The organism is Thermomonospora umbrina (assembly GCF_003386555.1).
Classification (GTDB): Bacteria; Actinomycetota; Actinomycetes; order Streptosporangiales; family Streptosporangiaceae; genus Thermomonospora; species Thermomonospora umbrina.
Genome location: NZ_QTTT01000001.1, coordinates 3,328,782 through 3,342,772 on the forward strand (window position 1 = coordinate 3,328,782; position 13,991 = coordinate 3,342,772).

The following is a 13,991-nucleotide window of genomic DNA, read 5'->3' on the forward strand; positions in this document are numbered from 1 at the left end:
TGCGCCCAGCGGGGGAGAATGGGCTCGTGATGGAGACGAGGGCCACCCCACTGCGACGTCGTCCCGCCCAACGCCGTAGCGCCGAACGCGTCCAGCGGATGCTCGACGCCTGCGCCGAGATCCTCGACGAGGACGGCTACGACGGGCTGTCCACCACCCGGATCGCCCAGCGCGCCGAGGTGGCGATCGGGTCCGTCTATCAGTTCTTCCCCGACAAGCGCGCGGTCGCCCAGGCGCTGGCGCTGCGCAACCTGGAGCTGTTCGGCGACCGGGTCTCCGGGCTGCTGGCCGAGCAGACCTTCGAGCACTGGTCCGACACGGTCGGCGCCATCATCGACATCTTCGTCGAGCTGCACCGCAGCGTGCCCGGCTTCCGGGTGCTGCGCTTCGGTGACGTGGCCGACGTCAACCTGCTGGACGACTCCGCCGACAACAACGCGGTGGTCGCCGACCGGCTGCGGCAGCTCATCGTGCACGTGTTCGGGGTCGCCGACACCCCGGAGATGGCCCGTGCGGTGGCCATCGCGGTGGAGGCCGCCGACGCCGTCCTCAAGATGGCCTTCCGTCGCGATCCGGACGGCGAGCCCGCGGTGCTGTCGGAGGCGAAGCGGCTCATCCACGGCTATCTCGCCGGCCACATCGAGCGGGCCTGATCCCGGTCCGTCCCGGTCCGGGCACATCGGCGGCGCTTCGCCCGTTCTCTCCCTGTGGGAGACTCCGCCCCTCTCCTGCGGCATTCACGAGCGGACGGAACGGGTGATCGGTGTGGACGGGCTCCAGACGAGCGACAGGCTGTTGATCCGGCAGCGCCTGCGGCCGATGGTCAACCAGTACGAGGTGCGCACCGCGGCGCACGACGGCTCCGAGGGCGAGTTGGTGGCCTTCGCGCAGCAGAAACGGCTGGCCTTCAAGGAGGAGGTCACCCTCTACTCCGACACCGGCAAGCAGCGGCCGTTCCTTCGGTTCAAGGCGCGCAGTCGCATCGACCTCGGCGCGACCTACGACGTCACCGACCACACCGGGGCGACCATCGGACTGTTCCGCAAGGACTTCAAGAAGTCCCTGCTGTCCTCCACCTGGCACGTGGAGCAGCCCGGTCTCGGCACGGTCACCGGCACCGAGCGGAACCGGTTCGTGGCGATCCTGCGACGCGTGTGGGGCATCGTGCCGTTCGTCGAGGCCATTCCGTTCGCCTGGCCCTACCACTTCGACTTCACGGCCGGTGACCAGGTGGTCTTCTCCGTGGACAAGAAATTCGGGTTCCGCGACCGGTACATGGTCTCGATCGCCGATCCGCGGCTGGACCGCCGGCTGGTCATCGCCCAGGCGGTGGCGCTGGACGCCCTCCAATCCCGTTGACGCCGTCGTCGCCACCGGCCCCGGAACGGGACGAACGCTGCATGACCGTGCGGTCACGTAACGAGGTGGTAAGTGCTCGGGTATGGCCGGGAACGCACTTTACATGTTAGGAAGTCATGTAAAGGACGGTGAGCCTGCCGTCCATCCCGCCTCACCCGAGGAGGCTTCGCACCCGTGAGTTCCTACGACCGCTACGTCACCGCCGTCCCCAAGGACACCTGGGACGTCCCCACGGCCGCCGACACGCGATTCACCTGGGAGTACGACGACGGCCGCGACCGGCTGCTCTCGCTCTACCAGAAGGGCAAGGACAAGCAGTGGGACGCCCAGCTCCGCATCGACTGGGACCAGGAGGTCGACCCCTACAACGTGGTGGGCCTGCCCGACAGCTTCAACCCCCTCGTCGGCTCCGAGATCTGGGACAAGATGAGCGAGGCCGAACGGCTCGAATTCGGCCGCCACCAGGGGTCCTGGCTGTTCAGCCAGTTCCTGCACGGTGAGCAGGGCGCGCTCAACGTCTCCGCCCGGATCGTGCAGTCGGTGCCCGACCTGGACTCGAAGTTCTACGCCGCCACCCAGACCATGGACGAGGCGCGGCACGTCGAGCTGTACGCCCGGTTCGTCCACGAGAAGATCGGCATGTACTACCCGGTCAACCAGGACCTGGCCCAGCTCCTCAAGGAGTCCCTGGACGACAGCCGCTGGGACCTGCCGTACCTCGGCATGCAGGTGCTGATCGAGGGCCTCGCGCTGGCGGCCTTCGGCCTCTACCGCGACATGGCCACCACGCCGCTGGTCAAGCAACTGCTCGCGTACGTGATGCAGGACGAGGCCCGGCACGTGGCGTTCGGCCGGCTCGCGCTCAAGGACTTCTACGCCGAGCTCAGCTCGAAGGAGCGCGCCGAGCGCGAGGAGTTCGTGGTCGAGGGCTGCTATCTCATGCGCGACCGGTTCACCAGTCGCGAGGTCTTCGAGACCCTCGACATGCCGGTCGCACAATGCCTGGAGTACGTGCAGAACTCGGAGATGTTCAGCCTTTACCAGTCCCATCTGTTCAGCCGGATCGTCCCCTGTGTGAAGGACATCGGGCTTTGGGGCGACAACGTCCAGAAGGCGTACGCCGACATGGGTGTGCTGGACAACGCCAAGGCCGACCTCACCGCCCTCATGCGCCAGGATGAGGAGGTCGCCGAGGCCCACGACCGCGAGCGCGAGGAGCGTGAGCTGGCCGTACGCCAGACGGAGGTGGCCGACGCCATCGCCCTGGGCTCGGAGTAGAACGACGGACCCCCGGCACGCGGGGCCCGTGGCGGACGCCGCGGGCCCCGCGTCCGCATTCGTACGGGTCCCGAATGGCCCGACGTGCCCGACATGGCCCCAGGAATTGCGGCATACCTCGGTCACCGAACAATTTGAGCAGATCTTCAGCGGGTCCCCAAATTAATTCCCGAATTCGTTGTGCAGGGCCCGTGAGCTGTACTAGCGTGCCCGCTCGATGGTGCCGCTGTGGCCGCGGCACGAAAACGAGCAACGAGCAGGGTCATCGTCGAATTTCTCGGGGGGGACAGATGAATCGATCTCTCAGCAAGCTGATCAGAACATCCATGCTGGCGCCGCTGGCAGCGGTCGTCGTACTGCCGGCCGCGGTGCCCGCGCCCGCGCAGGCCACCACTGCGCCGGTCCGGCACCTGGCCGAAGGGGCGGTGCAGAGCACCGTCCCGATGGTGGTCAGCCTGCTGGCGCCGGTGCCCTACGACGCTCGGGCGGGCCGGCCACGGCCCAAGGGCGGCCCCCGGCCGCTCACCGACCTGGGCGGCAACGCGGTCGCGCAGGCGCAGCACCAGCTCGGTCTCACCGGCCTTGTGCCCGAGTGCGCGTTCGTCGCCGAGGGTGCGGTGGACGGCATCCAGGGGCCGCTGCGGAAGGCCGCGCCGCGTCGCAAGACCAAGGCCAAGTCCAAGGTGCGGTCGGTCCGCAAGTGCGGCAACGTCCGGCACACCACCTCGCGGCGGCTCAGCGGGCTGACCGACCCGGCCGGCCTGGTCGGCGGGCTGACGGGCGGCGTGCAGCCGGGCTCCGGGGCGCTGGGTTCGCTCGGCAGCCCGCACGTCGGCGCCGGCGGGCTGCGCACCTCGGTGAACCCGCACCGCCCGGCGCCGGACCCGGCGTACTCGACCACCACCGTGCCGGTGGACCCGGTGATGACGCTGAACACCATCCTGCCCGCGGCGTCGCCGAGCGGTCTCAGCGGCCTGTTCGGGGGACTCCCCGGCGCGGCCCAGCCGCTGTCGCCCGGGGGGCCGGCCGCCGGCAACCCGCTGGGGTCGCTGACCGGCCCGCTGACCGGCCCGCTCGGCGGTCTGGTGGGCTGACCGCGGGCCCCATCACGAGGGCGTGCGCCCCGGGATCTCCCGGGCCGCACGCCCTTGATCGTTTCAGGCCATTGTTCTATTACCTTTTCGATATAAGCACGGTCGCACCAGAGATCTTTTGGTCACGATGCGCAGGCGAATGACTCCATACGGCCGAAGAATGGCGTGACAAATCACACAAACGCCCCTCCGGTGGTCGGAAACGGAGCCCGCTGCGCATACGGTCTGGGACTTGTGCGTGGCCTCGGGGACGCCGTGAGCGTGCCCCTCGCCACGCGTACCGGACGCCATTGCGCGATATCTCCGCGATGAAGCGGAACGCCCGACCGGCGCGCGGCACCGCCGCTCGACGCGCCGGAGACGCCGCACGGACGCGATGCACGCGTGCCGAGGGCGGCGGCGTCCGGGGTCCTGTCCCCGATCGAAGGATCCCTTTGTGCGTGCCCGTCTTCGCACCCTCCTGATCGTTTCCGGAGTCGCCGTCGCCGTCGTCACGGCCGGCACCTGGGCCCTGTTGAACACCGGCGACGCCGGCCGGGCCGCGGCCTCGCCCGTACCGCCGCCCGCCACCCGTGACGGCGCTCCACCTCCCCGTAGGCCGGCCGCCGAGCCGGTCGAGGAGTCCTCCGGCGAAACGGCCTCCGAGCCCGCCAGGCCGTCCTACCGGGTCGTCGGCGGGGGCAACTGCCAGGCGTCGTACTACTGGGAGCCCCAGGACACCGCCAGCGGTGAGCGCTTCGACCCCGACGCCCTCACCGCCGCGCACAAGACCCTGCCGATGCACTCCAAGGTCCGGGTCACCAACAGGCGCAACGGGCGCTCCGTCGTCGTGCGCATCAACGACCGCGGCCCCTACGTCGGCGGACGCTGCCTCGACCTGTCGAAGGCCGCGATGACCTCCGTCGGGGGCACCGGCTCGGGGGTGATCCCGGTCGAGTACGAGGTGCTCGTCAGGACCTGAGGCCCGGACCCGCGAGGGTCAGGGCTGTCCGCCCCCACCGACGGTGAGCGGAGAGTGCGCGTCGTCTCCGTCGGCCTCCGGCCTCCGCTGAGGAGCCGGCCGGCCGGGAGGAGGGCTCTGGGTCGGGGACGACGACCACGCCCCGTCCGGCATCGTCCGGTCGAGGGCCGCCGCGGACTCCGCCGGTGAGCCGGTGGGGGCCTCCTCCGGGCGGAGGACGCGTCCGCCCAGGACCGGGGTGTCATCCTCGTCCCCGGGCTCGTCCCCGGGCTCGGGGGCGACGTCCACGATCGCCAGGTGCTCGCGGAACCAGTCGGTCAGCGCGCCGTCCACGCTGACGGCCTCGGCCTGCGGCGGGAGCGCCTCCACGCCGGGCTCCTCGGTCAACGAGTGCGCCATCCGGAACGTGGCGAGCTCGACGTCGGCGCCGTGCTCGGCCAGCCGATCCCGCAGCCGGGTCAGCTCGGGGGCCCGGACCAGCCGGTCGCGGGAGCCGCCGACCAGCAGCATCGGGGTTCCCCGTCCGGCGATCTCGCCGGCGCGGGCGGCCAGGTCGAGCCGGTCGGCCGCCGCCCGGGAGCGTTCCGACCAGGCGTACGTCCGGCCGGTCTCCTTGACGACCTCGGACATCGTCCGGGCGGGCGCGATGATCGGGGACACGAACGCGGCGGCGCTGACCGGCACCTCGCCGGACGCCAGCACCAGCATCGCCACCGTCGCCCCCGCCGAGAAGCCCGTCAGGCCCACCGGACCCTCCACCAGCCCCAACTGCCCGCGGATCTCCGCCAGCGCCTCCGGGAACCGCGCCGCCGCCGCCTCCACCGCGTCGCCGTACTCCTCCACGGCCGCGTCGCCGCCCAGCCCGGCGGGCGGCAGCGCGCCCTCGGGGGCCGGCAGGTGCAGGTAGACGCGCCAGGTGGGCACCCCGGTCATCGGCATGGCGGACGCCAGCGCCGGCGGGGTCCGCGGCGGGCCGAAGCCGTGCCACGCCACGACCAGGCGCGTCGGGCCGGCGGGCCGGGCGTCGACGGCGGTCGGAGGCAGGGCGAGGTACGAGGCGTCGGCCGCCGTACCGGTGCGGGGTGTGGTCATCCGGTCGGCACTCATGGGGTCGTGGCAGCTCCTGCGCTCTCCTGCGATGGTCGCGTGGACCTCGTTCAGGATTTCCATGGTGGCACCGCCCGCGGTGAACCGCCTCCCGATCGCCGGACTCGCACCCGCCGGTGAGTCCCCTGTCGCCCCGGTTTCAGCCGGTCCGTCCGGGGAAACGCGACTCGCTCCGACCGGCGGGCGACGTCGTACGTTCCCCGGGATTGTGACGTCTGCGCCAAGAGGTCGGGGAACGCGCGCAGGTCAGCACTTGACGCTCTTCGTCAAGTCCGCTAGCGACGGATTCGCCCTGATTTTTTTGCGCACAAAGGGAACAACCATGGGCCGTTCGTCGTCCCACTAGTCGTGGACGCCTCGGGGGCGCGTCCACACCAATGCTCATCGGGAGGCGCCCGTGGACAGGAACCGCCGAGCGGCCGCGGCCGGCCACGCCTGGCAGATCTACAGCGAGACCACGCGCCCGGGCGCCCCGAGCCTGTGGGCCCGCGCCCGCGCCGTGCCCCGCATGGTCCGCGACATCATGCGCGGCGACTACAAGGGCCTGGGCCGCGGCAGGACGGCCCTGCTCGTCTTCGGCCTGATCTACATCCTGTCGCCGCTCGACGCCGTCCCGGAGTTCCTCCCGTTCATCGGCGTCGCCGACGACCTCGGCGTCGCCCTGTGGCTCCTGGCCACCCTCGTCACGGCGGCCGGCGACTACGTCCACTGGCGCCACGGCCACCCCGACGTCATCCCCGGCGAAGTCCTCACCTGAGAGCAGCCACCGTCCGCCCCCACCCACCGAGTGCCACCGGCGAGCGGCCGCCCTCAGAGACCGACCACCGATGAGCGGCCACCCTCAGACACAGGCGACCGGCGAACGGCCCCGCTCAGGCACAGGCCACCGATGAGCGGTCCCGCTCAGGCACAGGCCACCGATGAGCGGTCCCGCTCAGGCACAGGCCACCGGCGAGTGGCCACCCCCTCAGATACAGGGAGCCGGTGGCGAGCACGCCTTGGAACGGGGCTGATCACCTCAGCCACGGAGGGGTTTTGCCCGGTCCTTCAGGCGGACGCTCTGGAGCGCTAGCGGAGGAGTGTTCGGCTGAAGCCCGCCAGACCGGGCGCGGGGGGCGAGGGGGGTCGCCCCCCCTCATTGAAATACGTGCTCGGCGGCTCGGTGCATTAGGGGGACGACCTCGGTGACCGTGGCGCGGGTCAGTCGGGCGGAGGGGCCGGAGACGGAGATGGCGGCGGGGGCCGGGGCGTCGGGGAGGGGGACGGCGACGCAGCGGACGCCGATCTCCTGTTCCTGGTCGTCGAGGGCGTAGCCCTGTTCGCGGACGCGGACGAGTTCGGCGAGCAGGGTGTCCGGGTCGGTGATGGTGTGCGGGGTGTGGGCGGCCATGCCGGTGCGGGCGACGATCTCGCGCACGGACTCGGCGGGGAGTTGGGCGAGGAGGGCCTTGCCGACGCCGGTGCAGTGGGGCTGGACGCGCCGGCCGACCTCGGTGAACATGCGCATCGAGTGCCGGGAGGGGACCTGGGCGACGTACACCACGGCGTCGCCCTCGAGGACCGCCATGTTGGCCGTCTCGCCGACCTCGTCGACGAGGCGGGCCAGGGCGGGGCGCGCCCAGGTGCCCAGCAGGCGGGTGGCGGACTCGCCGAGGCGGATCAGTCGGGGCCCGAGCGCGTAGCGCTTGGAGGGCTCCTGCCTCACGTAGCCCTGGTTGACCATGGTCCGCATCAGCCGGTAGATGGTCGGCATCGGCAGCCCCGACCGGTCGGTCAGCTCCGACAGGGCCATCTCGCCGCCCGCGTCGGCCAGGTGCTCCAGCAGTTCCAGGGCGCGTTCCAGGGCCCGTACGGCCTCCGCCACCGGCGCCTCCTCTCCCCTGCCGCCGGCTTCTTCCCCGGACGGCGGTCCCAGTCTACGGAGATCGGATTTCGCCACGCGAAACAGGTCGGCGACGTTACGGCACGGGGACGCGGGGCAATACTCACCAAGCCCGGCGTCGAACGCGCCGACCCCCCGGCGACCGGTACACGGCGAAAGGACGATCGTGGCCCTGGGGGAGCGTGTTCTACCCGTCCCGTACGTGAGAGCCGCCGGCCGTTCGATGGTCTGCGCCGGCACCATCGGCACGCTCGCCCTGGCGAGCCCCCTATGCCCTCCCGCCTCAGCGCAACCCCCGTCCGCGCCAGCCTCACCGTCCGCGCCAGCCTCACAGTCCGCGCCGTCCGCGCCGTCCGCGCCGGCCTCGGCGGCGTCACCGGCCTCGCCGATCTCAGGGGCCTCACCGGCGTCAGGGGCCTCGCCGGCCTCCGCAGCCTCACCGGCCTCATTGGCCTCAGGGGCCTCCAGGGCTTCACTGGCCTCACCGGCGTCACCGGCGTCAGGGGCCTCGCCGGCCTCACCGGCCTCGGCGGCGTCACCGGCCGGGTCGGCGCGGTTGGTCGTTGTGCCGGTGGTGGGGCCGGCGGTTTACGCGGTGACCGTTCGGCCTTATGTTCGGCTCGCCCGGGAGGTTGTGCTGACGTTGACCAGTGAACGGCCGCTGCGGTGGGTCCGGTATCCGGGTTACTGCCGTCCGGTGAGTGCCGGTGCGTTGCGGTGCGCGATGGGTGATCTCGCCGGGCCGCGTACGGTGCGGGTCACGGCTGTGCCCTTGGGCAACGGGCGGGCGCCTCGCCTTCTCGCCACCACCCGCAGCGGGGCCGGGCACGGCGTCAGTGCCGCTCTGCCGCCGTCCACGCCCGGCGCGGGGGCCACGACGGTGCTCCCGACGGGAAAGCCGCGCCCCAGCGGGGGGACGCAGACGCCGGGGAACGGGCCGAGGGGCACGTCGGCGAGTCCGAAGACCGGCAAGACGAGCCCCAACACCGGAGGGCCGCCCTCGAAGCAGGGCGATCCCTCCCCGAGCAAGACCGTGAGGCCCCCGGACCCTGGCGTGAACGAGGGCCCGACGACCTACCCGGCCACCCCGCCCAAGGCGAGCGCGAAGCCCAAGCCTCCCGGTAAGGCGTCCAAGCCCACCAAGGCCGACAAGTCCAAGCCCCGTACCGCCACGCCGGACGCCGGAGGCTCGGCGGGCGGACGGGGAGGGCCTCGCTCCGACGCGAACGCCGACGCGAACGCCGGCGCCCCGGGCGCCCCGGGCGGCCCTGGGGGCTCGCTGCCCGCGGAGCCCCCGATGGCCGCGCCTCCCGGTCGGGCGCCGGGCGAGGTGCCGCTGCCGATGATCAGCCCGCGCGCGCCCAAGCCCAACGTGGCGCCCCACGGGGTCGCCCCACCGGTCGTGGGCGCGCCCCCCGCCGCCGAGAACGGCATCACGATCGCCCCGGCCGGGGACGGCCGGCCCGCCGAGTCCCCATGGGCCGTGGTCCTGGCCGTCGTGGTCGTGATCGAGGTCGCGCTCCTGTGGCTGGCCGTCAGCCTGAGGCTCTGGCGGCGACGGACGACCGGCCCCGGGACCCGGTGATCGGCATCCGGACTTGTCACGGCCGTGACAAACCGATGGCCTGCTAATGCTCGCCTGAGACAATGGCGGCACCACCCGCCTTTGGATAGCTTTTCGGCACGATGATCGCCGTGTGCCGGTCGAGCGCCCAGCTCCGAGCCGGTGTCCAGGTCACATGCCGGCGGTGCCGCCCCTGTCCTCAGGCGCCTCCCGGCCCTCCACCGGGAGATGAGCCATGGCATTGGGTGCGCTGCTCGCGGAGCTTTCCGCCGACGGCCCCGGCCGCCGTCCGCTGATCGAACTGGTCGCCCGCTGGGGTCGGGAGAAGCCGGCCGCCCCGGCGTTCACGTTCGTGGACTTCTCGCTCGACCCCAAGGGCGCCGAGAACACGCTGACCTGGGCGGAGATCGACCGTCGGGCGCGGGCCGCGGCGGTGGCGCTGCGGTCGGCGCTCCGGCCGGGGGAGCGCGTCGCGCTGCTGCTCCCGCAGCGGCACGAGTACCTGGTGTCGATGCTGGGCGCGATGTACGCCCGGGTGGTGGCCGTTCCGTTGTTCTCGCCCGACCTGCCGGGGTACGCGGAGCGGCTGGTCGGCGCGTACACCGACGCCGAGCCGTCGGTGATCGTCACGACCCGGGGCGTGCTGCAGCACGTGGAGAAGTTCCTGGCCGACCACGACGTCGAGCCGCCCCGTGAGCTGCTGTTCGCCGACGAGGTGGACCTCGACACCGCCGCGACGTGGCGGGACGAGCCGATCGGGCTCGACGAGGTCGCCTATCTGCAGTACACGTCGGGGTCGACCCGCAGGCCCGCCGGGGTGGAGATCACCCACGGCAACATCGAGGCCAACGCCCGGCAGCTCTGGTCGGGATGGGCCCCCGACCACCCGAACCCGGAGCTGGTGAGCTGGCTGCCGCTGTTCCACGACATGGGGCTGATCGCGGCGATGGCGCTGCCGATGGTCAACGGCGACCATGTGCTCTACACCGATCCGGTGGCGTTCCTGATGAACCCGATGCGCTGGATGCGGCTGCTGTCCGGGCGCGAGGCGGTCTACACGGCGGGGCCCAACTTCGCCTACGACTTCGTGGCGGGCCTGGCCGGCCCCGACAAGATCGCCGACCTGGACCTCAGCGGACTGGTGACCTGCCTGAACGGGGCCGAGCCGATCCGTCCCGCCACGCTGTCCGGCTTCGCCGAGGCGTTCGCGCCGGCGGGGCTGCGGCCGGGCGCGCAGGGGCCGGGGTACGGGCTGGCCGAGGCGACGGTGTTCGTCGCCGCCGCCGCCGACGACAGGCCGCCGACGGTCGTCACCATCGACCGCGAGCGGCTGGCGCAGGGCGAGTTCGTCCCGGTCGTCCCGGCGGACGCCGCCGGTGAGCGGACCACCGCGCTGGTGGGCTGCGGGCGGCCGATGGGGCAGTACGTGGCGATCGTCGATCCCGACACCCGCACGGAGCAGCCGGACGGCCGCGTGGGGGAGGTCTGGGTGCACGGGCCCAACGTCTCCCCCGGCTACTGGCGCAACTCCGAACGGAGTCAGGAGATCTTCGGCGGGGTGCTGGCCGACCCGGGCGACCTCCCGGCGGGGCCCTGGCTGCGCACCGGAGACCACGGCGTCGCCCACGACGGTGAGTTGTTCGTCACGGGCCGCATCAAAGACCTCATCATCGTCGACGGTCGCAACCACTACCCCCACGACATCGAGCAGACCGCGACGGAGGCGCACGCCGCGCTCCGCCCCGACCACGTCGCCGCGTTCGCCGTCGAGGGCGAGGAGACCGAACGCCTCGTGGTGATCGCCGAGCGGAACCGGCGCGTTCCGCTGCGGCAACTCGACCTGGCGGAGGTCGCCGACGCCGTCCGGGCCGCGATCAACATCGAGCACGAGATGAGCGTCCACGAATTCGTCATGGTCGAACCTGGCGTAGTGTCCCGTACCACCAGCGGGAAGGTGGCCAGGGCCGCGACCCGGGCGCGCTATCTCGACGGGGCGCTTCAGACGACCGCCGCGCGCCTGGCGGGCCGCGCCTAGCCGCGTCGCCGCCCCGCCCCCCCGGGCGGCGGTACGACTGAGGAGGATCATTGCTCGCGGGCCTCGGCCGTCTCATCCACAGACGACGGTGGACCAGCCTCATCCTGATCCTGTTGCTCACCTTCGCGGGGGGCGCCTGGGGCCTGGGGGTGCTCGCCAAGTTCAAGCAGGGCGGGTTCGAGGACCCGAAGTCGTCCTCCACCCTCGTCGCCAAGCTGGGCACCAACTACTTCGGCAGCACCAACCCCGACATCCTGATCCTGTACCGCAGCGCGACCATGACCGTGGACGACCCCCGGTACATGGCCACCGTGATCACCACCGTCGCCCGGCTGCCGAAGGAGCACGTCCAGGAGATCCATCACTACTGGGCCTTCGAGGGGAAGTACGCCCACCCGTTCGCCTCGCACGACCGGCACTCCACGTTCGTCGCGGTCAAGCTGTCCGGCACGGACGACTTCGCCAAGCTCGCGACCTACGCGAAGATCAAGGACCGGCTCGAGGCACCGGGGCTGGAGACCAGGCTCGGCGGGTCGATGCCGTTCGCGACGGAGTTCAGCGAGCTGGTGGTCGGCGACATCGTGCGCGCCGAGGTGTTCTCGCTGCCGATCCTGATGCTGCTCCTGGTGATCGTGTTCGGCGCGGTGGTGGCCTCGACGCTGCCGCTGATCGTGGCGCTGTTCTCCATCGTCGGCGGGCTGGCCGTCCTGCACGCCATCACCTATGTCACCGACGTGACCGCGACGGCCCTGGAGGTCGTCACGATGATGGGTGTCGGGCTCGCCATCGACTACTCGCTGTTCATCGTCAGCCGGTTCCGGGAGGAGATGTACCGCGACGGCGACCGAGAACGGGCCCTGGCCATCACCATGGCCACCGCCGGTCGCACCATCGCGGTCTCCGGCATCACGGTGACGGCGGCGCTCAGCGGCCTGCTGCTGTTCCCGCAGTTGTTCCTGCGGACGCTCGGGCTGGCGGGGATGGCGACGGTGATGGTGGCGGTGTTCGGCGCGGTGGTGCTGCTGCCGACCCTGCTCGCCCTGCTGGGCCCCCGCGTCGAGGTGGGCCAGGTCCGGGGCCGGCGCAAGCGACGGGAGCCGCACAACCCGGAGAGCGGCTTCTGGTACCGGCTCGGGCACAGCGTCATGCGGCGGCCGCTGCCCTACTTCGCGGTGACCCTGGTCATCCTCGGGGTGCTCTTCGGACCGTTCCTGAACGCGCAGTTCACGGCGGTGGACGCGCGGGTGCTCCCCAAGGACAGCCCCACGCGCGGGGTGGTCGAGTTCGTCAAGAAGGAGTTCCCCAACGGCTCGGCCGAGCCCATCGACGTGGTGATCTCCGGCGACCTGGTGCCGCGCAACTGGCGTCCGCCCAAGCAGGGCGACGTGATCCCGCCCTACCTGGACGGCTTCCGGCAGCGGCTGCGCAACCTCCCGCACGTCGTGAAGGCCGAGTTCACCGGCTACTCGGAGGACTACGGCGCGGTCCGCATCTCCGTCACCCACTCCAAGGAGCCGACGTCGCCGGAGGCGCAGGGCCTGGTCAAGACGGTCCGGGGCATGACGCTGACCAACGACGGCTTCCCCATGCACATCGACGTGGGCGGCACCACCGCCCAGCAGATCGACCTGATGAGCAGTCTGATCAAGACGCTGCCCAAGATGGCGCTGCTGGTCGGCACGCTGACGTTCCTGCTGCTGTTCATGTTCTTCGGGTCGGTGGTGCTGCCGATCAAGGCCATCGCGATGAACGTGCTGTCGATCGGCGCCTCGTTCGGCGTGATCGTCTGGGGCTTCCAGTACGGGCATCTGGCCGGTCTGCTGGACTTCACCCCGACCGGCGGCGTCGAGGCCACCAGCATGATCCTCATCCTGGCGGTGGTCTTCGGGCTGTCCATGGACTACGAGGTGTTCCTGCTCAGCCGGATCCGCGAGGAGTGGGACCGCACCCACGACAACCGCGCCGCCGTCGCCATGGGCATGCAGCGCACCGGCGGCATCATCACCAGCGCCGCGCTGCTGTTCCTGGTCGCCATCGCGGGCTTCGGCATGGCGGGCATCACGGTCGTCAAGCTGATCGGCGTGGGCATGTTCGTCGCCGTGGTGGTGGACGCGGCCCTGGTCCGCTCCCTGCTCGTGCCGGCCACGATGCGGTTCATGGGCGACGCCAACTGGTGGCTGCCCGGGCCGCTCGCCGTCCTGCACTCCAAGGTCGACCTCCGTGAGCGCGACGACATCGACTACGACCCCGTGCCGCCCGACGCGCCGCCGTTGAGGCCCCTCCCGAAGGAGCACCGGCCCCCGCCCCGGAGGCACCGGTCCCTGCCGCCCGCCCTCCACACGCCCGCGCCCGTTCCCATGGCGGCGCCGACGCCCGAGCCGGCCGTCCCTCACGGGGGGACGGCGGAGCCGTGGCGGCCCTGGGAGGAGGGGCGTCCGCGACCGCCCGCTCCGCCGGAGTCACCGCGCCCCCGCCGCATCGTGCCCAACGCGGACGGTTCCGGCTGGCACTGGGAGTGAGTCGGAACGGGGTCTTGACAGAAGGCCCTGGACATGAGTTCTGCACAAGGCCCGTACAGCCTTGTCAGAATGAACGAAACCCGCGCAAGACAGGGCTTTCGCGAATGCCGCCGCATTCTTCGGGCCGATCCGTTCGGCACCCGGCTGACCTGCGGTATCGCCGGCAGAATGACTCCTTGCCGATTGCTGAAC

At 71.6% G+C, this 13,991-nt stretch carries 11 protein-coding genes; 9 read left to right on the forward strand and 2 right to left on the reverse strand.

The window, feature by feature from the left end:
• Positions 1–29: 29 nt before the first annotated feature.
• The 5 genes from DFJ69_RS14850 (at position 30) to DFJ69_RS36165 (ending at position 4,692) form a co-directional block, all read left to right on the forward strand.
• Positions 30–653 (forward strand): TetR/AcrR family transcriptional regulator, encoded by a 624-nt coding sequence (locus tag DFJ69_RS14850; protein WP_245974747.1) that lies wholly within the window; start codon positions 30–32, stop codon positions 651–653.
• Positions 654–756: 103 nt separating this feature from the next.
• Complete coding sequence (locus DFJ69_RS14855; protein WP_245974386.1) at positions 757–1,359, forward strand: LURP-one-related family protein; 603 nt, start codon at positions 757–759, stop codon at positions 1,357–1,359.
• Between the two features lie 174 nt (positions 1,360–1,533).
• Complete coding sequence (locus DFJ69_RS14860) at positions 1,534–2,637, forward strand: ferritin-like domain-containing protein (protein ID WP_116023037.1); 1,104 nt, start codon at positions 1,534–1,536, stop codon at positions 2,635–2,637.
• A gap of 290 nt (positions 2,638–2,927) precedes the next feature.
• The gene (locus DFJ69_RS14865; RefSeq protein ID WP_147312311.1) at positions 2,928–3,731 is read left to right on the forward strand and encodes a hypothetical protein; all 804 of its coding nucleotides are present in this window, start codon (positions 2,928–2,930) and stop codon (positions 3,729–3,731) included.
• Positions 3,732–4,167: 436 nt separating this feature from the next.
• Entirely contained in the window at positions 4,168–4,692 is a 525-nt protein-coding gene (locus DFJ69_RS36165) for a septal ring lytic transglycosylase RlpA family protein (RefSeq protein WP_281275851.1), read from the forward strand.
• Between the two features lie 18 nt (positions 4,693–4,710).
• Here DFJ69_RS36165 and DFJ69_RS14875 read toward each other — a convergent pair whose 3' ends face one another.
• Positions 4,711–5,862 (reverse strand): alpha/beta hydrolase, encoded by a 1,152-nt coding sequence (locus tag DFJ69_RS14875; RefSeq protein WP_147312312.1) that lies wholly within the window; start codon positions 5,860–5,862, stop codon positions 4,711–4,713.
• 334 nt (positions 5,863–6,196) lie between these two features.
• Here DFJ69_RS14875 and DFJ69_RS14880 point away from each other — a divergent pair, with 334 nt between their 5' ends.
• A complete protein-coding gene (locus DFJ69_RS14880) occupies positions 6,197–6,556 on the forward strand; it encodes a YkvA family protein (protein ID WP_116023041.1) in 360 nt (119 codons plus the stop codon).
• 378 nt (positions 6,557–6,934) lie between these two features.
• On the opposite strand, the gene DFJ69_RS14885 is transcribed toward DFJ69_RS14880, so the two are convergent.
• Positions 6,935–7,663 (reverse strand): IclR family transcriptional regulator, encoded by a 729-nt coding sequence (locus DFJ69_RS14885; protein WP_116023042.1) that lies wholly within the window; start codon positions 7,661–7,663, stop codon positions 6,935–6,937.
• 1,072 nt (positions 7,664–8,735) lie between these two features.
• Here DFJ69_RS14885 and DFJ69_RS14895 point away from each other — a divergent pair.
• From DFJ69_RS14895 to DFJ69_RS14905, 3 genes are all read left to right on the forward strand, one after another.
• On the forward strand, positions 8,736–9,266 hold the full coding sequence (locus DFJ69_RS14895; protein WP_116023044.1) for a hypothetical protein: 531 nt from the start codon (positions 8,736–8,738) through the stop codon (positions 9,264–9,266).
• Between the two features lie 214 nt (positions 9,267–9,480).
• Positions 9,481–11,280, forward strand: a complete 1,800-nt coding sequence (locus tag DFJ69_RS14900) for a fatty acyl-AMP ligase (RefSeq protein ID WP_116023045.1) — start codon at positions 9,481–9,483, stop codon at positions 11,278–11,280.
• A 113-nt stretch (positions 11,281–11,393) separates the two neighbouring features.
• On the forward strand, positions 11,394–13,799 hold the full coding sequence (locus DFJ69_RS14905; protein ID WP_245974388.1) for an MMPL family transporter: 2,406 nt from the start codon (positions 11,394–11,396) through the stop codon (positions 13,797–13,799).
• The last annotated feature ends 192 nt before the right edge of the window (positions 13,800–13,991 follow it).

Excerpts from the sequence above, each read along its gene's own strand:
- DFJ69_RS14875 (WP_147312312.1), bottom strand. The coding sequence starts at position 5,862 with ATGGAAATCCTGAACGAGGTCCACGCGACCATCGCAGGAGAGCGCAGG.
- DFJ69_RS14865 (WP_147312311.1), top strand. The coding sequence starts at position 2,928 with ATGAATCGATCTCTCAGCAAGCTGATCAGAACATCCATGCTGGCGCCG.
- DFJ69_RS14900 (WP_116023045.1), top strand. The coding sequence starts at position 9,481 with ATGGCATTGGGTGCGCTGCTCGCGGAGCTTTCCGCCGACGGCCCCGGC.
- DFJ69_RS14850 (WP_245974747.1), top strand. The coding sequence starts at position 30 with ATGGAGACGAGGGCCACCCCACTGCGACGTCGTCCCGCCCAACGCCGT.